This is a genomic window from Marinobacterium aestuariivivens (assembly GCF_042661465.1).
In the GTDB taxonomy this organism is placed as follows: Bacteria; Pseudomonadota; Gammaproteobacteria; order Pseudomonadales; family Balneatricaceae; genus Marinobacterium_A; species Marinobacterium_A aestuariivivens.
The window spans coordinates 3,596,925-3,619,552 of record NZ_JBHSWE010000001.1 but is presented as its reverse complement, the minus strand read 5'-3'; the positions used below and the strand labels follow the sequence as shown (position 1 = coordinate 3,619,552).

The following is a 22,628-nucleotide window of genomic DNA, read 5'->3' as shown; positions in this document are numbered from 1 at the left end:
TAGTGCGGGGGTGGCGTCCTCGTCACCCCCGGCACCTTCTAATAGGAGAATGCATGATGTCCAGGCCCCCTGTACCGCCTTTTAACAAGGAAACGGCAATTGAGAAAATCCGGCTTGCTGAAGATGGCTGGAACGGACGTGATCCACAGAAAGTGGCTCTAGCATATACCGAGAACTGCTTTTGGCGTAATCGAGCAGAGTTTGCGTCAGGGCGCGAAGAAATAGTGCAACTGCTGACTCGCAAATGGACCCGTGAGCTTGACTACCGTCTCATCAAAGAACTATGGGCGTTTACTGAAAATCGAATTGCGGTTCGTTTTTCCTATGAATTCCACGATGACTCCGGACAGTGGTTTCGTGCCTATGGTAATGAAAATTGGGAATTTGAAGACAACGGTCTGATGCGTCGTCGAATAGCCAGCATTAATGAGCATGCGATCAACGCTGAAGACCGAAAGTTTCATTGGACTATTGGTCGCCGTCCTGATGATCACCCCGGGCTGAGTGACCTCGGCCTTTAGAGAAAGAGGTAAGTAAGGTTGACCTATGTAAGCGATATTGCATTTACAGATTCTGTGAAGGCAATTCAGTCTCGAAAGGGGTCCAGGAAAATTTACGCTAAAATGGAAGAAAACGGAAGTTGGCAAACGGAAATCACGCCTGATCTGGCTGATTATGTAGCTGCGCAGAGGAGTTTCTTTCTGGCGACCGCCAATGCCAACGGTCAGCCTTACATCCAGCATCGCGGCGGTCCTCCGGGTTTTCTGAAGGTTATCGACAGGAAAACCCTCGCATTTGCAGACTTCAAGGGGAACAAGCAGTTCATCAGTCAAGGAAATTTAACAGAAAACTCCAAGGCTTTTATCTTCTTAATTGATTACGTCAATAGGACGCGAGTCAAAATCTGGGGAATTGCAAAAGTGGTAGAGGATCAGCCAGGGCTTTTGGAGGGACTGATGTCCAGCCGGGATGAATATAGAACACGATCGGAACAGGTTTTTATATTTACCGTTGAGGCCTGGGATCGCAACTGCCCACAATATATTCCGCAGCGGTATGATCGAGAGGATGTAGAAAAACTATTACATGAGCGAGATCTGCGGATCGCAGAACTGGAAGAGAAAGTGCGCCTGCTGAAAGAGTCGAAAGATGGATGATTTATGGATCTTGGACATTGAAGCCAGTGGCCTGAGTCCAATCAGTTATCCGATTGAGATTGGCTTGGTTAACGGCGAGCAAGAGTATCAAAGGCTTATTATCCCTGAAGAATCCTGGGAACACTGGAACGTAAAATCAGAAGCGTTGCACGGTCTTTCGCGCCAGGATCTCTACGAGAAAGGCAAATCGGTAGACGTAGTAGCAAAGGAGCTTAACGAACTATTGGCGTCTAAGATAGTGTATTCCGATCATGAAGACTGGGACAGTTTCTGGTTACGCCGCTTATTCGAAACGGTGGGTCGCGAACAAAAATTTTATGTTATGGATATCAACACACTTCTGGACAGTAGCAACCTAAAAACTTTCGTTACCCGTTTTGATGAGTTAAAAGAAGCCAAAGATCATCGTACACATCGTGCTTTGGACGATGCACGCATTATTCATCGGGCCGCTATTCTAGCCCTGAATAGTTATTAACCCGGCGGGTTATTAATAGCAACGTAGGGAGTAAATACCTCCTCCTATGAGAAGTGACCGCGTCGTGCCGGAAACATTCAGCCTCATTCCAACCACCTCACTTCACTTCATCCAACGGCCCCAGCAAAGCCCTGGCAGTATCGACAAGAGCCCCGCCATTTTCAGGATTGACCTTGCACAGCTCATTCAATAGCTCCCGTGCATCCTCGTCCCTGCTCTGCCGCAGCCGCAGTCGCGCCAACGACAGCATCGCCCGCCACTCCAGCAGCCGCGCGCCCTGCCCTCGCGCCACCTCGATCGCCTTCAGAAAACAGCCTTCGGGCGTTTCGTCCCCGACAGCAGGCGCAGGTGGCGTTTCCAGCAGGCACTCACCTCTGAGGCGGTACAGTTCAGCCTCGTAGAAACGTTCCCGGGTGCGTTCCACCAGCGCCAGCGCTTCGTCCAGCACCGGCAGCGCTTCTGCGGTCTGCCCGGCTCGGTGGAGGATATCGGCCAAGAGCCCAAGGAAATGGGTCACAAACATTTCCGAACCTGTCGCGCGATAGGCCGCCAATCCCTGCCGGACCTGCTCGACCCCGGCATCGCAATCGCCCTGTTCAGCCAGTGCCCAGCCTTGAAGAATGCAACCATGCGCCAGCCAGTACGAAAACCCCTGCTCGGCCGACAGCTCTATGGCGGCCTCCGCACGCGCCTGCGCCTGCGCGCCCTCCTGCCGAAACAGGTGGAGCTCGCCGGCAAAGTCGAGGGCAAATGCCAGACTGATGGGATGGGCAAGTTGCTGAGCCAGTGTCAGCGCCTCATCGTTCTTCGCCCGCGCCTGCGCCGACTCTCCCATCAGTTCCAGCGTCAGCGCCAGATAGCAGAGGCAGAGTACCCCCGGATCCAGGCCATAGAGAAAAGCGTGGGAACGGTGCTGCCGGGGATCATAGAGCGCAAGCCCCTGCTCCAGATGTTCGCGGGTCGGCTCCAGCTCACCCAACGGAAACAGCACGACACCGACCGCGCCACAGGCCTCGAGCAGGAAGTCGGTATCCTGCTCGCGTTCGGCCAGCTGGAGCAAGCGTTCGGCCATCTCCCGGGCCGGCTGCAGCGCGCCGCCTACCAGATAATAGGCATCCAGCCCGAAGAGGGCGGCAAAGCGCCCGGGCGCATCCCCGACCTGTTCACCCAGTGCCAGCGCCCGGCTGTAGGTCGTATCCACTTCGCTGGCCGCATAGCCCTTGATCGCCATCCAGACCGGTCCCAGTGCCAGCTGCAGCCCCAGCTCCTGTCGTTGCCGTTCGGGCGTATCGGGCAGGCGCGCGAGCAGCGCCAGTGCCGCGCCCAGATGTTCCAGCGCCTCGCTGTTGGCGGAGCGATGCAGCGCCTGTTCGCCGGCACGCTGCAGATATTCCACGGCTTTCGGCACGTTGCCGCTGCGGCTGTAGTGATGGGCCAGCTCGTTACAACGCTCCTCAAGCTGGTCGGGAAACAGCGCCTCGATCGCCTGCGCACTGCGCTCGTGCAGGGCGCTGCGGCGCTCCGTCAGCAGAGATCCGTAGGCGACCTCCTGGGTCAGGCCGTGCTTGAAGGTATATTCCACCTCCGGAAAGGCCGGCCGCTCATAGAGGAATTCGCCAGCCTGAAGATGGGACAGCAGGCGTCGCAGTTCCTCTTCCGGCCGTTCCACCACCTGCAGCACCAGGCTCCAGGGGAACTCCTTGCCGATCACCGCAAGCGTCTGCAGCAGTTCTTTCTCGTCGGAGTCCAGCCTGTCAATACGTGAAGTCAGCACACCCTGTACCGTGGTCGGGATATGCAACGTTTCGGGTGCCTGTTCGAGCCGATAGTGCCCGGGTTCACCGAGCAGGACCTGCTCTTCGACGAGCGTCTGCACCACCTCTTCGAGGAAAAAGGGGTTCCCTTCTGTCTGCGCCATGATCAGTGGCTTGATCGCTGCCAGCGAGCGGTCGTCCCCAAGCAGGGAGCTGAGCAACTCTTCGGCTTCGGCCTGCCCCAGTGGATCCAGCCTCAGCTGGGTGTAATAACTGCGGCACCCCCAGTCGTGCCGGTATTCGGGGCGGTAATTGACCAGCAGCAGCAGCCGGGTGCTGGCGATGCCGTCGACCAGGTAATCCAGAAAAGCACCGGTTTCGCTGTCCAGCCACTGCAGATCTTCGAAGATTACCACCAGCGGTTGATCGAGGCTCTCGCGCATCAGCAGCCGCCTGATCGCATCGAAGGTCCGCTGGCGCCGCAGCTGCGCATCCATCTGCGACAGCGACGAATTCGACTCGGCCATACCCAGCAGATAAAAGAGATAGGGCAGGCTGTCTTCGAGCTGCCGATCCAGCGTCAGCACCTTGCCGGTGACCTTTTCACGTCGACGCCGTTCATCATCCTGCTGACCGATCTGCAGGTACGTCTTCAACAGCTCGATCAGCGGCAGATAGGCAAAGGCCTTGCCGTGGGAGACCGAGAAGGTTTCCAGCACCAGGCAGTCCTGCTGCGCGCGGGGCCGGAACTCGTAGAACAGCCGCGACTTGCCGACGCCCGGCTCCCCCACCACCCCGACCACCTGACCGTGCGAGTTCCGGGCCTGCTCGAGCGCATGGGACAGCTGCCCGAGCTCGGGCTGGCGCCCAACGAAAGGTGCAAGTCCGCGGCGTGCCGCGACCTGTAGCCGGGTGCGCAGCGGCCCGCTGCCCAGTACTTCGTAGACGCTGAGCGGCTCGGTCACGCCCTTGACCGGAATGGCTCCCAGCGCCTTGAACTCGAAATAGCCTTCGGCAAGACGATGGGTGGCATCGCTGACCACAATGGAGCCGGGGGTCGCTATCCCTTCCATCCGGGAGGCCAGATGAATGGACTGCCCGACCGGCTCGTAGTCGGTGCGCAGGTCCTCGGTATGGATCGAGCGCACCACCACCTCCCCGGTGTGGACGCCGACACGAATCTGCAGCGGGATCTCCTTTTCCAAACGCACCCGGTCGGCATAGCGACGCATCGCTTCCTGCATCCGCAATGCGGCATAGAGCGCCCGCTGCGGGTGATCTTCGTGGGCGATGGGCGCGCCGAACAGCGCCAGGATACCGTCCCCCAGCGACTTGGCGACATAGCCCTCGTAGTGATGCACCGCCTCCATCATCAATGCCAGGATCGGGTCGATCAGGCTGCGGACCTCTTCCGGGTCGAGGTTCTGGATCAGCGCGGTGGAACCGGCCATATCGGCGAACAGCGCCGTGACGATCTTGCGCTCGCCTCCGCTATCGCCGCGCGCCTTGAACGCCGCCTGTTCCGCCATGATCCGCTCTGCAAGATGCTGGGGCGTGTAGTGGATGGGGGCGAGGGTAACCGGGGGCGCGACCGTGCCGGCGGCCGCCTGCACCAGCGCGGTTCCGCACTCGTCGCAGAACTTGGCGGTCGGCCTCAGCGTATGGCCGCAGCGGGGACAGCTGTGCACCAGCGCGCCGCCGCACTGATTGCAGAACCTGGCTCCCTGGGGATTATCGAACCCGCAGCCGGCACAGCGCATGGGGCCTCTCGAGATTGTCTACTGCCAGTAAAGTCTGCGGAGCATTACGGCTCAGACCGACGCGGTCAGTGCTCGCAAACCGTCCCTATCAGCATAGCCCAGCCGACCCGGGCTGCAGACGTGCCAGCGCCCGGCGTCAGCCAACCGATACCGGTCCCGGATACTGCGGCAATGTCTGCACGCGCGGCCGGTAATCCCACTGTCGATGCACTGGCGCACAGGGGCAATAGGGGCAATAGGGGCCACTATGGAAGAACGCATAACATTGGGCAATAATGCTGTATCGACAGTTACTTTGAGGCCAGAAAAAGTATATGACTGCCCGCCATCACAGCCTGCCGAACCTGGCCGACTTCGATTTGCGCCTGCTGCGCGTCTTTCACGCCGTGGTCCACAACAAGGGCTTTGCCGCGGCTCAGGACGAGCTGGGGGTCTCGCAATCCACCATCAGCATCCAGATCGGCCAACTCGAGGACCGCCTGGGTATGCGTCTGTGCGAGCGCGGGCGCAAGGGCTTCCATCTGACCGAAGAGGGGCAGATCGTGTTCGAGGCATCGCTCAGCCTCTTTCGCGCGGTGGAAAACTTTCGCGGCATGGTGGGCAGTACGCGGGGGCAACTGATCGGCGAGGTCCATTTCGGTATCGTCGACGCCATCGCCAGCAACCAGGAGATCAACCTGCACCGGGGCATCGGCGAGTTCGCCAGGCTGGCGCCGGAAGTGAAACTGCATATCGACGTATCGTCGCCCCAGGAATTGCTGCAGGGCCTGATGGAGGAGCACTATCACGTGATCCTTTCGCCGATGTCGCGGTTGCACAGTTCGGTGCGCTTTATCCCGACGTTCCGGGAACAGCAGGTCCTCTACTGCGGCAGCGATCATCCGCTGTACAGCCTACCGGCAACCGGGATTACCCCGGGGTTATCGCCGAGTCGCCCTATGCCGGCCGCTCCTACATGCGCGACTGGCAACCACCGCAGGACCTGGAGCTCAAGCACCGGGCGACGGCGTCCCATATGGAAAGCATCGCGCTGATGATTCTGTCCGGCGGCTATCTCGGCTACCTCCCCTCCCACTATGCCGCCAAGTGGGTGGAGTCGGGTCAGATGCGCCCCTTGATGGAAGACCGGCTCTCGTACGACGAGCAGTTCTACCTTGCGTACCGCAAGAGCGAGCGCAATCGTGCCGCCCAGGCCTTCGCCCAGTGTCTGCGGCAGCAGATGGAAACGGAGAGTACGAAGTGATGGGTTACGCCGCCACGACTCGCGCGCGAACAACCTGGGAATCCGTGCCTATACAAGACATGCCAAGATCCACTGTAGGTTGGGTGGAGCGGCGCAGCCGCGCAACCCAACGCCAGAGGTTTCGCGAACCCACGGTGCCAACCCTAACCAATCGATCTGTAATAGGATCGATTTGATGGGGTTAGCGATGTCCAAACAATGAGGGCAGCTTCAATATCGGCGGGGTACATCGCCGCCCCCATCCTACAGTTCTGCGAAGAGTCGAAAAAAGCGGCCGCCCTGAAGGCGCCCGCTTTTTCGGAGATTAACAGAAAGGCTTCAGTCTTTGGCGGCAACCGATCCCAGTTCCGGTGCCAGGCTACCCTGGTAGGCGCCGTCCTTTGCCGCCTGGGGGTAGTCACCCCAGCCGAATCTGCCGACCAGCACCCGCGTCAGGACGATATGGACCAGACCCGCCAGAGCGCAGGAGGGCAACGAGGCCGAAACGAAGGCGAACAGCGTGGTATTGTCCAGTGTCTGCGGATTGAAGATCAGCACGTAGACGACGAATCCCGCCACCAGCGCCAGCAGAGCGGCCGGATTGAAGCCCCGCCAGTAGCGGAACGGCGACCGCTGCCCGGTTGCAAAGACCGCGCGCAGGCTGACCCGCTGACGCCGCAGGATAAAGTAGTCGGCGATGCCGATGCCGGCCAGCGCACTGTTCAACGCCGAGGTCCAGACCAGGAAGATAAAGAAGCCATCATAGATGCCAGGTACCGTGAACACGATGACGACCGGCGCGATGCAGAACAGTACCACCAGCAGTTCCCAGCTGATATGCCGCAGGCGTTCCCCGACGACCTGCCTCAGACCCACAATCGAGGTATAGAGTATATTGGCCATGCTGGTGACATTGGCGAAGGCGATAAAGCCGAGCGCCACGATACCGAAGGCGAAGCCGCCGATCCGCGTCATCCAGACGGTGGGGTCACTGTCGCCGAACTTGGCCGCCGCCAGCAGGCCGACCACCTCGCCCAGTACCGCAGCGCCGAAAACACCGATGATATTGGGCCAGAAGGCGGTGCGTTCATTCTTGCTCAGACGCGCCAGGTTGCCGATATAGGGCCACCAGGAAAAACCGGCCGCCATGTTCACTTCTACCGCGATCATGAAGTTCAGGTGCTTGTCTTCAAAGGGCTCGTCCAGCGCCGGCAGTGCCATCAGTTCGGAAACGCTGCTGTTGCTGAAGATCAGGTAGAGCATCACCCCCATGATGATGACCAGGGTCGGGGCGATGATGGTGTTGAACACCTTGATCGAGGTGGGTCCCCGGGCAACGATAAAGGCCGTCAGCCCGATCGCGAAAAAGGCCGCCAGATAGACCAGCATGCCCTGCGGCTCCGCCGCGCGTTCGCCGACCAGTCCGGCCAGGCTGTCGATCGAGCGCCCGAACATCAACCCGAGCACGGCCAGCCAGCCCATCGTCAGAAAGACCACCGCCAGCAGATAGACCAGCCGGCTGCCATTGGCGCCGAACATGCTGCGCAGGAAGGTGAATTGCTCGGTACCGTATTTGCCGCTGGCCACGCAGGTGGACAGCGCCATGATCAACACGCCGAGAATATTGCCGATGACGATGGCGGCGATGCCCGCCTTGACGCCAACGAACAGCGCCGTCGCGCCGCCGATGAGGAAGGCCCAGGTGGCAATGGCCAGGGCCGAATTGGCATAGGTGAACTCCCAGAAGCCCCACATCCGCTCGGCGGGAAGAAGGGGGCGTCACCGCGTTCCGCGGCCAGTTTCAGATCAACTTTTTCAGTCGATGACATGCTCAGTACCCCCACAGATAGAAAGTGACGACGAGGCCAAGGGTCAGCAGGATCATGGCGGTATAGTCGCTGAAGCCGAGGGCTCCCTGCATATGACCGCGTGCTTCCAGTTCTTCGTAAATACGTATCCGTCGTTCGAGATCCTGGGCCTGTTCGGCTCCGGGTCCGCTTCCAACCGGGGAATAGACAAAGCTGTCGCTATTGTTCTTTTCCATTATCGACTCCTGGTTTTTTATAGTTATCGAAGAGAGAGCCTTCAGCTTCAATTGATCGAAGAAAGACCTTCGCTCCCTCCTGCCCGAAGTATGGAAAAGTGCCATATATTGAACAATATCACCGTATCAATACATACTTTGATTTTTATCTATGAAAATCCCGTCACCGGAGTGCTGTGGGCGTACACGCCGGCTGCACTACTCAGACCACGGTCACCGTCGGGCGTTCGGGGAACAGCGACAGCACTCGCTCAAAAAGGTGCCGCCGGCCTCAGCCATTCGACGTGATCATCCCCCGGGAGTCGCCTTCATGCTGTCGAGCGCCCCGTATTCGTTGCGCATGCGCCAGGACAACAGTTTTTGTGCATATTGCAGCTGTATCTCCCGATATTCAGGCCGGTCGGCGATATTGTGGAGTTCCCCGGGATCGCGTTCCAGGTCGTAGAGCGCGGGCGGCAGGCCGGCGAAATGCACATACTTGAAGCGCAGGTCGCGAAGGCTCATCATCGCGCACCGGTCATGATCGAGGCCGAAATGGCGCTCGCCGCGCTGTTTCTCGACATCACGGAAATCCAGCAGCGCACAGACCGAATCCCGCCAGCCGGTCGGCTCACCCCTTTGAGCCAGGGCCTGAGGGAGACGCCATCGCACTGCGCCGGTATCCGCCCCCGCACAGATCGAGCAGGGTCGGCATCAGGTCGACGCTCTCGGTAAAGGCCTCCACCACCGCTCCGGGACACGCCTGCATCCGGTGGCTTGCCGCCGGCTTGACGATCAGCGGAATATGGAAGCAGGACTCGAAGTAATTCTCCTTGCTGAACATATGGTGGTCGCCCAGCAGGTCGCCATGATCGGACGTCAGGATAATCAGGGTATCCTCATAGAGCCCTTCTTGCTTCAGACAGGCGATCAGACGGCCGATCTGGGCATCCACCTCGCTGACCATACCGTAATACACCGCGCGCATGCGCTGGACTTCCGCCAGCGGCAGGCCGGTGACCGGGTCATCGCTCTCCCCTGGACGAAGCGGCCATGGGGCAGCAGTCCGGCAATATAGGCGTGATAGGGATGCTGCGCCGATTCCGCCTGCCAGTCAGATGCCCGTGTGGGTAATGGAATATCCGCCGGGTCGTAGAGGCGGTTATAGGGCTCGGGGGCGATATAGGGCGGATGCGGTCGCAGATAGCTCAGATGAAAGAAGAAGGGCTCACCCTCGACAAAGCGCAGGTGGTCGACCACCCGGTCGGTCATCCAGGCGGTATCACTGTGCTCGGCCCTGTAGCGGGCCGGACGGGTGACGCGAGCCCCCTCGCCATCGGTCGGCCGATAAATTTCGTCGTAGCCCGACTGGCTGATCTCATACCCCTGCCGTCTCAGCCAGGACAGCCAGCGCTTGCTGTCTTCCAGCAGGCGTTCGGCAACGCTGAAGCCCGGCAGCACCCCTTCGAAGCTGCGCAGGGCGGGATCACCGGCCGGCACATAGCGCGGATCGGGCGTGATATCCGTATAGCCGAACAGCAGCGGATCGTAACCGAGCCGGCGCATCTCCAGCGCGATATTGGTCAGGGAACCGTCCAGCGGCGTGCCGTTGCAGACCATCCGGTGGTTGTGGGGATACATGCCGGTCAACATGGATGCCCGCGAAGGCCCACAGGGCGTGGCAGGCGAATAATGGCGCGCGAAACGAACGCCGTCCGCCGCCAGGGCGTCGACGTTCGGCGTGAGGATCACCGGATTGCCGGCACAACCAAGACAGTCGCCGCGCCACTGATCCGCGGTAATCCAAAGGACATTCTTCGTCATTGTCACTCCGGCGATTGTCCTTGCAGAAAGCGTTCGGCATGCCGGCGCAGCTGTGCCAACAGTCCGCGGACATGGGCCAGCTGATCCCGGGCATCCTGTATCTCCCTGGCCAGCAGGGCGTCGAGGTCGGCGCCCGGCGCCAGCGTCGTTTCGCTGACGTTGCGCCAGGGGATCAGGGGATCCGCCGGTTCGTCGGCAAAGCGCAGCGGCGGCGCATAGTAGTCGACCTCCTCTTCCAGGCCGTAAGCCACCACCTGGGGCTGGTCGTCCCCCAGCAGCAACAGCTCCAGCAGCAGCCGGGCCATCGGCAGCTCGCCATCGCCGCTGCGACAGGCCCGGTGCCCCCAGCCGCCCTGCTCGCTGACCACCGCCGCATCCTTGATATGCACATCGCTGATATGGGGCGCCATCGCCCTCAGAGCCTCCAGCGGCTGTTCATAGGCGTTGAGCATATTGGCGAAATCGAACAGCAGCTTCAGATTGGGGTTCTCGACAGCCTCGACGATCCGCACCAGCTCCTCGCCCTTGAGGTCTTCATGCTGCTCCAGCGTGAAGCGGAACTGCCTGTGCGGATCCAGTGTATCGAGCTGGCGCAGATCGCGGATGGTCCAGGCGATAATCTCGGACACCCGGCCGGCATAGCGGGGATAACAACGAATCGAGGTCGCCGCCAGCAGGCGGCCGATACGCACCGCCGCCCCCAGTTCCGCCCGGTCGGTGGAACTGACCTCCACATGAATCTCCAGCCCCAGCTGCCGGGCCAGTTTCTGCAATGTCATAAGACGGCTGTCGTCGCAGTGCCTCAGGCTCAAGGCTTCACCGTCATCCAGATGGATCTTGATGCCATTCAGCCGATGATCGTGCGCAAACTGCAAAAGGTTCTCGATCCCGATGCGGTTGAAACGAAAATTGAGATGAAAGGCGTAGGCATGGGCAAAGAGCGGTATCAGCTGGCTGCGCGCCAGCAGCGTCTGCGCCTGGTCGAGCGACAGCGCAGGCAAACCGACCTTATCTGTAGGTGTCATTTGTCGTTCTCCGGTGATAGTTGAAGCTCCAGTCCCTCGAAGCGCCAGAATTCGCGATCGATCTGCAGAATGCGTCCCTGCCCGTCGGTCTTGATGCGCTTGATATAGAGTCCAGGGCACCGCGGGTGCAACCAAGCAGTTGTTGCGCGATCCCCTCCAGCCGCACCGGCCGGACCATCAGGCTCGCCAGCTGCGGCCTGATATCGAACTCCTGTTCCCAGACCTCGGTAAAGGAGCGACCGTCCAGCCTGGTCGGGTAATCCGGCGCCGCCCGGCAATTGATCAGGACGTCGTGGACAAATATGCGATGGCCGTTAAGCGCGCCCCAGCCGAACACCCGTAGCAGCGGGTCCCCCGGTTCAATACCGAAATCAGCCGCCTGCTCCGCGTCCGCCGCGATCATCTCCTGCTCCAGGTCCTCCCAGCTGGCGTCGCCCTGCTCGCGCGCGGCACGTTCGAAGCTGACATGGCTTAACGGGTCATAGACGTAGCGCGGCTGGGCAACGAACCAGCCCCGGCGGTCGAGGCGAAAGATCGCCCCCTCGTTTTCCAGCGTCAGCAGTGCCTGGCGCAGCGACATTCGCTTTACCCCAAGGCTTTCGCAGAGCTCACGTTCCGGCGGCAATTTCTCGCCGGCCCGCCAGCGCTGTTCCTGCAGTGCCCGCTGCAGTGCCTGACGGGCTATGCCGGCCGACGTCATCGTTTCCATGCCGCTGATTTCCTCGCCATTCACACAACTGAAACATTATTGGTTTAAACCATAATAACCGATTTATGGTTTAAACCACAAAACTTTCTGGTTTAAACCAAATAGTGGTGATATGGTTTAAACCAATCCGGCCTGTCGCGACAGTCATGCGGTACCGGATTGACGACCTGCTACCACAATAACAACTGGAGAATTGAAAGATGCATCCTATCCCCCGCAGGCTCTCTACCCTTCTGATCAGTGCCATGATCGGCGCTACCGCCGGCACGGCGATGGCCGACAGCCGCCCGGATATCGCCGTGGCCGTAGCGAAAAACCCGTCCCGCCTCGACCCGATGGCCGAGAACAGCAACGTCAATGCCCGGATAATGAAAAATGTCCTGGAAACCCTGATCTACACCGACAGCCAGACCGACGGCACGCTCGAGGCCGGTCTGGCCGAAAGCTGGCAGCGACTCGACGACAAAACCCTTGAACTCAAACTGCGCCGGAATGTGCAGTGCCATAACGGCGAAGCCTTCGATGCCGAAGATGTGGCCTTCAGCCTGGGCCCCAAGCGCTTTCTCGGCGAACAGGCACCGGGCTGGGCTGTCGCCCGACAATATCTCGGCGGCCTGGAGAAGGTCGAAGTCATCGACCCCACAACCGTACGCATGCACTTCAAGCAGGAAGACCCGCTGCTCGAACTGCGCTTTGCCAACTGGATGAGCGAGATGGTCTGCAAGGATGCCTTCGAGGCAGCCGGCAGCTGGGAAAACTGGCTCAAGCAGCCGGTCGGTACCGGCCCCTACCGGCTGGCGGAGGTCAAGCACGGCGACTACATCAAGCTTGAGGCCTTCGACGGTTACTGGGGCGACAAAGCGCCGGCGCAAAGCGTGACCTTCAAGGAGGTGCCCGAGATCGCTGCCCGCATCGCCGGATTGAAAACCGGCGAATACCAGATCGCCACCGAGTTGACGCCCGACCAGTTCAGCCTGCTGCAGGACGACCCCGACACCGACGTCGTCGGCCGTGCAATTCGCAGCATTCGCGTCATTATTTTCGACGAGAACCACCCGCTGCTGAAAAATCCGAAGATTCGCCAGGCCCTCAGTTACGCCATCGACCGTCAGTTGATCGTCGATGCCCTCTATGACGGCCGAGCCGTGGTCCCCAACGGCCTGCAGATGAAGGTATTCGGCGACCTCTATATCGGTGACCACCAGGGCACTCAGTTCGATCCTGACAAAGCCCGCCAGTTGCTGAAGGAAGCCGGTTACAACGGCGAGGAGATCTCCTACCGCTACCTGCAGGACTACTACACCAGCGAGGTCAATACCGCCCAGATCCTCGCCGACATGTGGCGTCAGGTGGGACTCAACGTCAAGCTGGAGCTAAAGGAAAACTGGGGGCAGATCGAGGATGATCCCGAGGGCCGCGGCATCTTCAACTGGTCCAACAGCGCCGAGTACCCGGATCCGCTGGGCCAGATCTACCGTCTGTACGGCCCCGATGGCTGGTTCCAGCGCAATCACACCTACCAGAGTGATGCCTTCAATCAGTGGGGCGAGCAGCTCAAGAGCAGCGACAAGACCAAGCGGATCGAAGCGATGCGCGAGCTGCTGGATATCTACGAGCGCCAGGATCCGCCGGGTACCTACCTCCACACCCTGCCGATGTTCTACGGCGTACGCGGCGACCTGGAATGGATGCCGACCGACACCCCCTTCATGGACATGAGCGCCCGCATGTTGCGGATCAAGGGCTGACGCCAGGGCTGTTTTAGGAACCTGCGAATAAGTCCCAGTTGTCCTCTGCGGGTCCTGAAGCGTGCAGTTGCAAGGCGAAGTGCGCAGGGAATGGCCTTAGTCCTTTCCAAGCACTTCAACGCAGCAGATGCATGCTTCAGGGCCCGCCCTGCAGGCTTCCAGCGCACGCCGTACTCTGCGTTGCAGCTTCTCGACAGGCCCCCGGCATGCCTTCGAAGCTGCACCTTGATCCCGGCGTGCGCTGGAAGCCAGAGACTCATTGGGACTTGTTCGCAGGTTCCCTAACCGGCGGGTTTCACCCGCCCCATAACCGATATCAGGAGTTCTGATGCAATCCTTGTTGGAAACCCTAGACCTGCATGTCTCTTTCGACACGGGAGAGACATCCGTTCCGGTGGTGCGGGGCGTCGACCTTAAGGTGGGCCGCGGGGAGATTATCGGCCTGGTGGGCGAAAGCGGCAGCGGCAAGAGCGTGACCTGCATGGCGGCGATGGGCCTGCTGGACGACAACGCCCGCTTGCGCGGCGAGATCCGCTGGAACGGCAAGCGGCTGCTCAGCCAGGACGACGACGCCATGAGCGTCCTGCGCGGCAACGAGCTGGCGATGATCTTTCAGGACCCGATGAGTGCGCTGAACCCGGTGCAGACCATCGGCAAACAGCTCTACGAGGCTATCCGGCTGCACAGCGCCAAACGCATCGGCCGCAGCGAACTGAAGCATCGCGCCATCCGTCTGCTCAGCGACGTCGGCGTACCGGCGCCGGAGCAGCGCCTGAAAGCCTATCCGCACCAGCTCTCGGGCGGCCTGAACCAGCGCGTGGTGATCGCCATGATGCTGGCCGGAAATCCCCGCCTGCTGATCGCCGACGAGCCGACCACGGCGCTGGATGTCACGGTGCAGGCGCAGATCATCGACCTGCTGCGCTCGCTTCGGGACCAGCGCGGCATGTCGATCATTCTGGTGACCCACGACCTGGGCGTGGTGGCGGAGACTTGCGACCGGGTGCTGGTGATGTACTGCGGCCGCGTCGTCGAAAGCGGTCCGGTGGCGGCCGTGTTCCAGAGCCCGCGCCATCCCTATACCCAGGGCCTGCTGGCATCGCTGCCGCGCATCGACAGCAGCGACGAAGCTCTCACACCGATACCCGGGGTCGTTCCCCAGCCCCACGAGTTTGGGGAGGGCTGCGCCTTTGCACCGCGCTGCCCCGAGGCCTCCGGCTGCTGTTACCACGGCTCGCCAGCTCAGCAATGCAATGACAGCGACCACCTGTTCAGCTGCTTCTCCCCCTGCCCGTACAAAAGACCCGAGCACATCGATGATGAACAGCATAGTAACTTCCGAGACCTCAGGTACCCCTCTGCTCAGGATTCGCGACCTGCACTGTGCCTTCAAGAGCAGCAAAGGCAGCAGTCTGTTCGGGCCGCGCCCGCTGATCCACGCGGTCAACGGCGTCAGTTTCGATATCCAGCCCGGCGAGGCATTTGGCGTGGTCGGCGAGAGCGGCTGCGGCAAATCCACCACCGCCAAACTGGTTCTCAACATGGCCAGGGCCAGCGAGGGCTCGGTGCAGTACCGGGGCCAGGAACTGACGGACCTGTCCGATGCGGCCTGGAAGCCGCTGCGCCAGAAACTGCAGTATGTCTTCCAGGACCCGCTGGGCGCGCTGGATCCACGCATGAGGGTGCTGGATCAGGTAATCGAACCCCTGATCATCCACCAGCAACACGACAATGCGACGCGGCGGCAACTGGCCGAAGAGCTGCTGCACAGCGTCGGTCTGCAATCCAGCCAGCTGGGGAAGTATCCCCACGAACTCAGCGGTGGTCAGCGTCAGCGCGTGGTGCTGGCACGGGCACTGATCCTCAAGCCCGAGCTGCTGATCTGCGACGAGCCGATTTCGGCGCTGGATGTTTCGATCCAGGCCCAGATCGTCAACCTGCTGCAACGGTTGCGGCACGAGATGGGGCTGACGCTGCTCTTCATCAGCCACGACCTGTCGGTGGTGCGCCATCTGTGCGACCGGGTGGCGGTGATGTACCTCGGCCAGATCGTCGAGATGGGACCGGCCAGACAACTTTTTCTGCCCCCCGCCATCCCTATACCCGGGCGCTGATTTCGGCCATCCCGAAAGCGGACCCGGGCGCCCGGCGTGATCGCATTGCCCTGGTCGGCGAGCCGCCAAGCCCGGCCGACCCGCCCGACGGCTGTCGTTTCCACCCGCGCTGCAGTCTGGCGACCGAGCACTGTCGCCAGCAAATGCCAGACCTGCTTGCGGATCGCCGGGGCCATGCCACGGCGTGCTTTGAAGCCAGGATTCCGATCGAGGAGGTGGCCTGATGAACATGCTCTATGTACTCCAAAAGCTGGCCCGGGCACTGCTCACGGTGCTGCTGATCGTCACCACGGTCTTTGTCGTACTGCGCCTGTCCGGCGATCCCGCCATCTATGTACTGGGACTGGACGCCGATCCCCGCGCGCTGGATGCCTTCCGCCAGCAATGGGGTCTGGATTTGCCGATCTGGCAGCAGTATCTGCATTTCCTCGGCAATTGCCTGCAAGGCGATTTCGGCTATTCCTACTTCGAAGAACGCGACGCGATGACCGCGGTGCTTGAACGCCTGCCCAAGACGCTGCTGCTGATGGGTATCACCGGGATATGCACACTATTGATCGGGGTCCCGGCGGGCATCTATGCAGCACTGCACCGCAACAGCTGGGTCGATCGCCTGACCATGCTGGTGTCGGTGGCCGGCTTCAGCCTGCCGAACTTCGTGCTCGGTATCTTCCTGATTCTGCTGTTTTCGGTCACCTGGCAGCTGTTGCCGTCCAGCGGCAGCGGCACCTGGCAACACCTGGTAATGCCGGTGCTGACCATGACTGTGGCGGAAGCGGCTGTTTTCGCCCGCTTCACCCGTTCGGCCATGCTGGAGGTCCTGAACCAGCCCTACATGCGTACCGCCAGGGCCAAGGGCCTGCGCTGGCATCAGGCGGTACGCCGACATGCATTGCCGAATGCCGCGATACCGCTGATCACCGTGGTGGGATTCTTCGTCGGCACGCTGGTCGCCGGCGGCGTGGTGACCGAAAGCCTCTTTGCCTGGCCGGGCCTGGGCCGGCTGCTGGTCAGCTCGGTGGCCAACCGCGACCTGGCGGTAGTGCAGATCATCGTCATGCTGATCGCCTGCTCCATGGTACTCACCAACCTGGTGATCGATTTGCTGTACGGCTGGCTCGATCCACGCGTCGCCAGCCTGAGAACAGGAGACTGAAATGACGACACTGACGGCAACGGCGGTACCTGCCCGCCGCAAATTCCGCCTGCCACTGCTGATCTGGCTTTCAGTGGCCTGGCTGGCACTGATGGTGCTGGTCGCAGTCAGCGGCGACCTCTGGCTGCCCTACGACTACCAGTCGATCGACCTGCGCGCCCGGCTGGAACCGCCGGTCTGGCTTGAGGGCGGTAACTGGAGCCACCTGCTCGGCACCGACCACCTCGGGCGCGACGTACTGAGCCGGCTGGTCACCTCGATACAGGTTAGCCTGCTGGTCGCGCTGCTCGGTACCCTGATCGGGGCCCTGTTCGGCACCCTGGTCGGCCTGCTGGCCGCCCATTTCCGCGGCTGGGTGGATGATCTGGTGATGATCGCCATCGACTACCAGGCTTCGATTCCGTTCATGATCCTGGCACTGGCGGTGGTGGCCTTTTTCAGCAACAGCCTGATGCTGTTCATCCTGCTGATGGGGATCTTCGGCTGGGAACGCTACGCGCGCATTACCCGCGGCCTCGCGCTGTCGTCGATCCAGCATGGCTATGCCGTCGCGGTGCGCACCCTGGGGCTTCGCCCTGGCGCATTTACGGCCGCCATATCCTGCCCAACATCGCCAATGCGCTGATCGTCAACATGACGCTGAACTTTCCCCAGACCATCATGCTGGAAACCTCGCTGAGCTTCCTGGGCCTCGGCATTCAACCACCGATGACCAGCCTCGGCAATATGGTCGGCTTCGGTCGCGACTACCTGCTGACGGCCTGGTGGCTCGCCACCCTGCCCGCACTGGTGATCTTTTTTACGACCCTGGCCTTTGCGCTGCTAGGCGACTGGGTACGGGACAAACTGGATCCCACCAGCCGCTGAGCCACAGGACACTCTTCCACCGAACTGCAGAATCAAGAGAGAACCGACCCATGACCCAGATGTTGCCCCATGAACTGGCCAACAAGATGGCCGATCGTGCACGAAGCATACTTCAGCCCTACTTCCGCACCCGTATCCCGATCCAGGACAAGGCGGACACCAGCCCGGTCACCATCGCCGACCGGGAAACCGAAAGCGCACTGCGCGAAATGCTGCGCAACCACTTCCCGAGCCACAACATCATCGGCGAGGAGCATGAACAGCTCCAGCAGGGTGGGGCCTTTACCTGGGTCATCGATCCCATCGACGGCACCAAGAGCTTCATCTCCGGGATGCCGACCTTTGGCACGCTTATCAGCCTGCAGGAAGCCGACCTGCCAATATTCGGCCTGATCGACATCCCGATCTCGGATGAACGCTGGGTGGCGCAGAGAGGATGCGGTACCCGCTACAACGGCCAGACCTGCCACACCTCGTCGGTCACCGAATTGCAGGATGCCATCCTCTACTGCACCGAACCGGACCCCTTCAGCCCGCGTCAGCTCGAGCGCTTCAACCGGCTGGCCGGACAGGTGAAGCTGCGGCGCTTTGGCGGCGACTGTTACCTCGCGGGTCTGCTGGCCTGCGGCCATATCGACCTGCTGGTGGAGGCCGACCTGAAGATCTACGACGTGATGGCCATGGTCACCGTCATCGAGGAAGCCGGGGGCCGTATCAGCGACTGGCACGGGCAGGCGGTCGGCGGCCCGGACTGGGATGGCAGCCTGCTGGCATCGGCCACTCCACAGCTGCATCGGCAGGCGCTGGCCGTGCTGCAGGGCCGATGCCCGGCTGCGGGTCGGCAGGCGGACTAGTGCCCGCGATGCTGGCTTCGGCGACGAACAGCGGACTGGGGCCCGGTTTGCGAATCGGGTCCCGCAACGGCGAAAGGACAGTATCATGAACTTCAAACTACCCTCTCTCTTCAGCCGTACCAGCCGGGTGGAGAGAAACATTGATCACTTCTTCGACAAGGTCGTCATGGCTGGCCTGCTGTTCAGGCAGGCGATGAAGCTCTATATCGAGCAGGGCATATGCCCCGAGTTCGAGGAAAAAATGGCCCGGGTCGAGGCGCTCGAGAGCGAAAGCGATCAGCTGCGCCGCGAGATCGAAACCGAACTCTATGTCCACACCCTGATCCCCGATCTGCGGGCCGACGTGATGTCGTTGCTCGAGGATGTTGACGTGCTGATCAACCTGTTCGAAGCCGGCCTGTTCAAGTTTCATATCGAGCGTCCGCAGTTCCCGGCAACCACCCTGGCGGAGCTGAACCGCCTGCTGGAAACCGTATGCGACTGCGTCGAACTGTTGATCGCCTCTGCCAGGGCTTTCTTCCGGGATATTCAGGTGGTGCGGGACCACAATTGCAAGGTACAGATGCTCGAGACCGAAGCGGACAAGCTCAGCACCTCACTGTTGCGACGCATTTTTAGCTCGGAACTGGATGTCGCACAAAAAGTCCACCTGCGCTATTTCGTCGAGCGGATTGACGAGCTCGCCAACACCGCCGAGGACATCAGCGACCGGCTCTCCATCTACGCTATCAAGCGTCGCATCTAGGTGATGGCAGCATGGATCTGAGCTTTTTCTTCTTCGTCTCGAGCGGTCTGTTTCTCGGCTGGTCGCTGGGGGCCAACGATGCCGCCAACGTCTTCGGTACCGCGGTGGGATCACGCATGCTGCGCTTTTCGACCGCCGCGCTGACCTGTTCTGTATTTGTGGTGCTCGGCGCGGTCATCGATGGTGCCGGTGCCGCCCGCACACTCGGTTCGCTGGGCGGCATCGATGAGATCGCCGGTGCCTTCGCGACCGCCCTGGCGGCGGCGCTGTCGGTTTTCATGCTGGTACGCATGGGGCTGACGGCCTCCACCACCCAGGCGATTGTCGGGGCTATCGTCGGCTGGAACCTCTTTACCGGCTCCGTGACCGATACCAATACCCTGCTCAAGATTCTCGCCACCTGGGTGCTCTGTCCGCTGTTGGCGGGCCTTTTCGCCGTACTGCTCTCGCAAGCGGTGGAGTCGTGTCTGAGCCGGTTTCGGCCCCATCTGCTGAGACAGGACGCCCTGACGCGCCTGGCGCTGATACTGACAGGCGCTTTCGGCGCCTACACCCTCGGTGCCAACAACATCGCCAACGTCATGGGCGTTTTCACCACCGTCTCGCCCTTTCAGGACCTGGACGTTTCCGGCCTCCTCTTCAGCGCGACGCAACAGTTGTTCCTGCTGGGCAGTCTGGCCATTGCGGTCGGTATTTATACCTATTCGAAGCGCGTGATGCTGACCGTTGGCTGCAAACTGCTGCAGGTATCCCCGGTATCGGCCTGGATTATTGTCGTCGCCCACTCGCTGGTGCTGTTTCTGTTTGCCTCCCAGGCACTCGAACGGCAGTTGATCGACTGGGGCCTGCCCCCATTCCACTGGTGCCCGTGAGCAGCACCCAGGCCGTCGTCGGTGCGGTGGTTGGCATCGGGCTGCTCAGGGGCGGCCACTCGGTCAACTGGCGACTGGTCGGCCGTATCGGCTGCGGCTGGGTCTCGACCCCGGTGGTGGCCGCTCTGATCTGCATGCTCTGTCTTTTCGTGCTGCAGGACCTGCTGCATCTCAGCGTCGCCCGGCCACAGCATTTCGTCATATCCGAGCCGGCCCTTAAGCGGTTAAAGGCCCAGGGGCTCGATACCACGACTCTGGAAATGCTGGTCGATAGCGAGTACGGCTCCGCGCAACAACTGATCGCCAGTGCCCAGAGCCAGCAGCCACTCGACAACGACGACCAGCAAAAGTTGATTCACTTCAGCTTGCGCAGCGATTTTGTCCTCGACCATGACAGGATCGGCCGACTTGACCGGGAATGGTTCTCACGGAAACAGTGGCTGGCACTGAATGAGGCTGTCGGACAACGATTCGAATACCGTTGGCAGCTCGAGGAAGCGCTCGCATCGCGCACAGAGGCCTGGCGACTCAAACCCGACCTCCCCGGCAACAAGTACTTCAATCAGGACCTGCAGCAGAAACTCGCCCATCTCTACCGGACCTTCGAGCGTTGAGCGAGGATGGGAGCATGTCGCTCCCACGCGAAAGGGAGGAACGATTTAACGCCGCCTGGCGGCGCCATCGGGAGAGAAATGCAACTCCAGCGCCTCGAAGCGCCAGTATTCCCGGTCGACCTGGATGATTTGCCCGTTGCCATCGGTCTTGATGCGCTCGATATAGAGCCCCGGCGCCCCACTGGTGCACCCCAACAGCTGCTGCGCCCTGCCCTCCAGCCGAACGGGCCGGATCAGCAGATCCGACAACTGCGGTCGAATATTGAACGCCTGCTCCCAGACCTCGGTGAAGGAGCCGCCCTCCAGCCTGTCCGGGTAACCCGGCGCCCGCTGGCAGTTGATCAGCACATCGTGGACAAAAATGCGATGACCGTTGAAGGCGCCCCAGCCAAACACCCGGAATAGCGGAGCCCCGGTTTCAATGCCAAAGTCAGCCGCCTGTTTGGCATCTGCCCCGATCATCTCCTGCTCCAGATCCTGCCAGCTCGCCTTGCCCTGCTCCCGCGCCGCACGCTGGAAACTAACGTAACCCAGCGGGTCGTAGACGAAACGGGGCTGGGCGACAAACCAGCCCTTGCGGTCGATACGGAAGATCGCCCCCTCGTTTTCCAGCGTCAGCAATGCCTGGCGCAGCGACATCCGCTTGACCCCCAGCGTTTCGCACAGCTCCCGCTCCGGAGGCAGCTTTTCCCCAGCTGTCCAGCGCTCCTGCTGCAAAGCCTCGTGCAACGCCTGCCGGGCGAGGCTGGCCGACGTCATACTGGCCTCGGTCTCCATGGTGCTGAGTTCTCCATCGTTCAATTGATCGTCATGTGCGACAGCCATTAAAGCCTGCAACCGGTCTGCGCGCCCAGGCGCGGATACGACCTCCCGTAGTTTGCCCATAGACGGCAGCCGCGGGTATGGCCGGTTCAGCCGTTCAGCAGCGCCAGCGCTTCGGCATGAAGCCGTGCGTTGGCCGCGGCGACGATCAGCCCGCCTTTAGTCGCCGGCCGGCCATCGCGATCGGTGACCACGCCACCGGCGGCTTCAATCAGCGGGATCAGCGGGATGATGTCGTAGGGCTGCAGCCCGCCCTCGATGACCAGGTCGATCTGGCCCTGCGCCAGCAGGCAGTAGGAATAGCAATCCCCGCCGAAGCGGTAGAGCCGGCTCGCCTCGGCGACACGCTGGAAGCCGGCCAGGTCCGCTTCGGACTCGAAATGATTCGGGTGGGTGCAGTAGAGGATGGCATCGCCAAGCGTCGCGCCCTGGCGCGAACGCAGTGCCGTCTGCTGCCCCTGACGGTACAGAAAGGCACCGGACGGCCCGCCGACGAAGGTCTCGCCGATATAGGGCTGGTGCATCAGGCCGCCGACACAGTTGTCGCTCTCCATCAGACCCAGCAGCGTGCCCCAGGCCGGCACGCCGCTGATAAAGGCGCGGGTGCCGTCGATCGGATCGATGATCCAGGCGATGTCGCTGCTGCCCTCGGACGTGCCGGCCTCTTCGCCGATGATGCTGTCATCCGGATAGGCTTCGCCGAGCTTCTGCCGGATCTCGGCCTCGACCTCTCGGTCGGCGCGGGTCACCGGATCGAACTGCTCACCTTCGAGCTTGTTTTCGACCTCCAGCGGCTGGCGGAAATAGCGCAGCGCAATCTTGCCGGCATCCTCGGCAACGGCCCGGGCAAAGGCAAGGCGCTTCTCGATCTCTTCTGGCGTCAT

The 22,628-nt window shown here is 61.3% G+C and carries 21 protein-coding genes and 3 pseudogenes; 14 read left to right on the top strand and 10 right to left on the bottom strand.

The genetic code is table 11. From position 1 onward, the window contains the following. Nucleotides 1-53 precede the first annotated feature (53 nt). Genes ACFQDL_RS18875 through ACFQDL_RS18865 form a run of 3 tightly spaced genes read left to right on the top strand, consistent with a single transcriptional unit; the run spans nt 54 to nt 1,635 of the window. On the top strand, nt 54-521 hold the full coding sequence (locus ACFQDL_RS18875) for a nuclear transport factor 2 family protein (protein ID WP_379910369.1): 468 nt from the start codon (nt 54-56) through the stop codon (nt 519-521). Between the two features lie 18 nt (nt 522-539). Further along, nucleotides 540-1,157, top strand: coding sequence for a pyridoxamine 5'-phosphate oxidase family protein (locus tag ACFQDL_RS18870; RefSeq protein WP_379910368.1), 618 nt, complete (start codon nt 540-542; stop codon nt 1,155-1,157). Next, nucleotides 1,150-1,635 (top strand): 3'-5' exonuclease, encoded by a 486-nt coding sequence (locus ACFQDL_RS18865; protein WP_379910367.1) that lies wholly within the window; start codon nt 1,150-1,152, stop codon nt 1,633-1,635. Before ACFQDL_RS18870 ends, ACFQDL_RS18865 begins: the two co-directional genes overlap by 8 nt. A gap of 97 nt (nt 1,636-1,732) precedes the next feature. On the opposite strand, the gene ACFQDL_RS18860 is transcribed toward ACFQDL_RS18865, so the two are convergent. Further along, on the bottom strand, nt 1,733-5,149 hold the full coding sequence (locus ACFQDL_RS18860; RefSeq protein ID WP_379910366.1) for an adenylate/guanylate cyclase domain-containing protein: 3,417 nt from the start codon (nt 5,147-5,149) through the stop codon (nt 1,733-1,735). A gap of 314 nt (nt 5,150-5,463) precedes the next feature. On the opposite strand from ACFQDL_RS18860, the pseudogene ACFQDL_RS18855 reads away from it, so the two are divergent. After that, nucleotides 5,464-6,392: pseudogene (locus ACFQDL_RS18855) on the top strand (LysR family transcriptional regulator). Nucleotides 6,393-6,710: 318 nt separating this feature from the next. Here ACFQDL_RS18855 and ACFQDL_RS18850 read toward each other — a convergent pair. The 7 genes from ACFQDL_RS18850 to ACFQDL_RS18820 all read right to left on the bottom strand — a co-directional run bounded on the left by ACFQDL_RS18850 (nt 6,711) and on the right by ACFQDL_RS18820 (nt 11,952). Further along, complete coding sequence (locus tag ACFQDL_RS18850; protein WP_379910365.1) at nt 6,711-8,126, bottom strand: purine-cytosine permease family protein; 1,416 nt, start codon at nt 8,124-8,126, stop codon at nt 6,711-6,713. A 76-nt stretch (nt 8,127-8,202) separates the two neighbouring features. Beyond that, nucleotides 8,203-8,415 (bottom strand): hypothetical protein, encoded by a 213-nt coding sequence (locus ACFQDL_RS18845; protein ID WP_379910364.1) that lies wholly within the window; start codon nt 8,413-8,415, stop codon nt 8,203-8,205. A gap of 288 nt (nt 8,416-8,703) precedes the next feature. After that, a complete protein-coding gene (locus ACFQDL_RS18840) occupies nt 8,704-9,066 on the bottom strand; it encodes a sulfatase/phosphatase domain-containing protein (RefSeq protein WP_379910363.1) in 363 nt (120 codons plus the stop codon). Beyond that, entirely contained in the window at nt 9,026-9,361 is a 336-nt protein-coding gene (locus ACFQDL_RS18835) for a sulfatase-like hydrolase/transferase (protein ID WP_379910362.1), read from the bottom strand. Before ACFQDL_RS18835 ends, ACFQDL_RS18840 begins: the two co-directional genes overlap by 41 nt. Further along, entirely contained in the window at nt 9,325-10,218 is an 894-nt protein-coding gene (locus ACFQDL_RS18830; protein ID WP_379910361.1) for a sulfatase-like hydrolase/transferase, read from the bottom strand. The genes ACFQDL_RS18835 and ACFQDL_RS18830 overlap by 37 nt, the downstream gene beginning before the upstream one ends. Nucleotides 10,219-10,220: 2 nt before the next feature. Further along, nucleotides 10,221-11,243 (bottom strand): sugar phosphate isomerase/epimerase family protein, encoded by a 1,023-nt coding sequence (locus ACFQDL_RS18825; RefSeq protein ID WP_379910360.1) that lies wholly within the window; start codon nt 11,241-11,243, stop codon nt 10,221-10,223. Next, the gene (locus ACFQDL_RS18820) at nt 11,227-11,952 is read right to left on the bottom strand and encodes a GntR family transcriptional regulator (protein WP_379910359.1); all 726 of its coding nucleotides are present in this window, start codon (nt 11,950-11,952) and stop codon (nt 11,227-11,229) included. The genes ACFQDL_RS18825 and ACFQDL_RS18820 overlap by 17 nt, the downstream gene beginning before the upstream one ends. A 200-nt stretch (nt 11,953-12,152) precedes the next feature. Between ACFQDL_RS18820 and ACFQDL_RS18815 the strand changes: the two genes are divergently transcribed. From ACFQDL_RS18815 to ACFQDL_RS18770, 10 genes and pseudogenes are all read left to right on the top strand, one after another. After that, on the top strand, nt 12,153-13,700 hold the full coding sequence (locus tag ACFQDL_RS18815; RefSeq protein ID WP_379910358.1) for an ABC transporter substrate-binding protein: 1,548 nt from the start codon (nt 12,153-12,155) through the stop codon (nt 13,698-13,700). Nucleotides 13,701-14,028: 328 nt separating this feature from the next. Further along, a pseudogene (locus ACFQDL_RS18810) lies at nt 14,029-14,922 on the top strand (ABC transporter ATP-binding protein); the annotation flags it as partial. A gap of 94 nt (nt 14,923-15,016) precedes the next feature. After that, nucleotides 15,017-15,814, top strand: a complete 798-nt coding sequence (locus ACFQDL_RS18805) for an ATP-binding cassette domain-containing protein (RefSeq protein WP_379910357.1) — start codon at nt 15,017-15,019, stop codon at nt 15,812-15,814. Then, entirely contained in the window at nt 15,715-16,038 is a 324-nt protein-coding gene (locus tag ACFQDL_RS18800; protein WP_379913179.1) for an oligopeptide/dipeptide ABC transporter ATP-binding protein, read from the top strand. The genes ACFQDL_RS18805 and ACFQDL_RS18800 overlap by 100 nt, the downstream gene beginning before the upstream one ends. After that, on the top strand, nt 16,038-16,970 hold the full coding sequence (locus ACFQDL_RS18795) for an ABC transporter permease (RefSeq protein ID WP_379910356.1): 933 nt from the start codon (nt 16,038-16,040) through the stop codon (nt 16,968-16,970). The genes ACFQDL_RS18800 and ACFQDL_RS18795 overlap by 1 nt, the downstream gene beginning before the upstream one ends. A 1-nt stretch (nt 16,971) precedes the next feature. Then, nucleotides 16,972-17,837 (top strand): annotated as a pseudogene (locus ACFQDL_RS18790) (ABC transporter permease). A gap of 50 nt (nt 17,838-17,887) precedes the next feature. After that, the gene (locus ACFQDL_RS18785) at nt 17,888-18,691 is read left to right on the top strand and encodes an inositol monophosphatase family protein (RefSeq protein WP_379910355.1); all 804 of its coding nucleotides are present in this window, start codon (nt 17,888-17,890) and stop codon (nt 18,689-18,691) included. Nucleotides 18,692-18,776: 85 nt separating this feature from the next. Continuing rightward, the gene (locus ACFQDL_RS18780; RefSeq protein WP_379910354.1) at nt 18,777-19,436 is read left to right on the top strand and encodes a DUF47 domain-containing protein; all 660 of its coding nucleotides are present in this window, start codon (nt 18,777-18,779) and stop codon (nt 19,434-19,436) included. Between the two features lie 11 nt (nt 19,437-19,447). Next, complete coding sequence (locus ACFQDL_RS18775) at nt 19,448-20,308, top strand: inorganic phosphate transporter (protein ID WP_379910353.1); 861 nt, start codon at nt 19,448-19,450, stop codon at nt 20,306-20,308. Next, nucleotides 20,305-20,922, top strand: a complete 618-nt coding sequence (locus ACFQDL_RS18770) for an inorganic phosphate transporter (RefSeq protein ID WP_379910352.1) — start codon at nt 20,305-20,307, stop codon at nt 20,920-20,922. Before ACFQDL_RS18775 ends, ACFQDL_RS18770 begins: the two co-directional genes overlap by 4 nt. 45 nt (nt 20,923-20,967) lie before the next feature. Here ACFQDL_RS18770 and ACFQDL_RS18765 read toward each other — a convergent pair whose 3' ends face one another. Then, on the bottom strand, nt 20,968-21,747 hold the full coding sequence (locus tag ACFQDL_RS18765; RefSeq protein ID WP_379910351.1) for a GntR family transcriptional regulator: 780 nt from the start codon (nt 21,745-21,747) through the stop codon (nt 20,968-20,970). A gap of 86 nt (nt 21,748-21,833) precedes the next feature. Next, the gene (hisN, locus tag ACFQDL_RS18760; protein ID WP_379910350.1) at nt 21,834-22,628 is read right to left on the bottom strand and encodes a histidinol-phosphatase; all 795 of its coding nucleotides are present in this window, start codon (nt 22,626-22,628) and stop codon (nt 21,834-21,836) included.

Coding starts and splice junctions, on each gene's coding strand:
- ACFQDL_RS18835 (WP_379910362.1), bottom strand. CDS start 9,361: ATGGTCAGCGAGGTGGATGCCCAGATCGGCCGTCTGATCGCCTGTCTG.
- ACFQDL_RS18850 (WP_379910365.1), bottom strand. CDS start 8,126: ATGTGGGGCTTCTGGGAGTTCACCTATGCCAATTCGGCCCTGGCCATT.
- ACFQDL_RS18785 (WP_379910355.1), top strand. CDS start 17,888: ATGACCCAGATGTTGCCCCATGAACTGGCCAACAAGATGGCCGATCGT.
- ACFQDL_RS18845 (WP_379910364.1), bottom strand. CDS start 8,415: ATGGAAAAGAACAATAGCGACAGCTTTGTCTATTCCCCGGTTGGAAGC.
- ACFQDL_RS18860 (WP_379910366.1), bottom strand. CDS start 5,149: ATGCGCTGTGCCGGCTGCGGGTTCGATAATCCCCAGGGAGCCAGGTTC.
- ACFQDL_RS18815 (WP_379910358.1), top strand. CDS start 12,153: ATGCATCCTATCCCCCGCAGGCTCTCTACCCTTCTGATCAGTGCCATG.
- ACFQDL_RS18830 (WP_379910361.1), bottom strand. CDS start 10,218: ATGACGAAGAATGTCCTTTGGATTACCGCGGATCAGTGGCGCGGCGAC.
- hisN (WP_379910350.1), bottom strand. CDS start 22,628: ATGACGCCAGAAGAGATCGAGAAGCGCCTTGCCTTTGCCCGGGCCGTT.
- ACFQDL_RS18820 (WP_379910359.1), bottom strand. CDS start 11,952: ATGGAAACGATGACGTCGGCCGGCATAGCCCGTCAGGCACTGCAGCGG.
- ACFQDL_RS18795 (WP_379910356.1), top strand. CDS start 16,038: ATGAACATGCTCTATGTACTCCAAAAGCTGGCCCGGGCACTGCTCACG.
- ACFQDL_RS18805 (WP_379910357.1), top strand. CDS start 15,017: ATGATGAACAGCATAGTAACTTCCGAGACCTCAGGTACCCCTCTGCTC.
- ACFQDL_RS18765 (WP_379910351.1), bottom strand. CDS start 21,747: ATGGCTGTCGCACATGACGATCAATTGAACGATGGAGAACTCAGCACC.
- ACFQDL_RS18775 (WP_379910353.1), top strand. CDS start 19,448: ATGGATCTGAGCTTTTTCTTCTTCGTCTCGAGCGGTCTGTTTCTCGGC.
- ACFQDL_RS18865 (WP_379910367.1), top strand. CDS start 1,150: ATGGATGATTTATGGATCTTGGACATTGAAGCCAGTGGCCTGAGTCCA.
- ACFQDL_RS18780 (WP_379910354.1), top strand. CDS start 18,777: ATGAACTTCAAACTACCCTCTCTCTTCAGCCGTACCAGCCGGGTGGAG.
- ACFQDL_RS18875 (WP_379910369.1), top strand. CDS start 54: ATGATGTCCAGGCCCCCTGTACCGCCTTTTAACAAGGAAACGGCAATT.
- ACFQDL_RS18825 (WP_379910360.1), bottom strand. CDS start 11,243: ATGACACCTACAGATAAGGTCGGTTTGCCTGCGCTGTCGCTCGACCAG.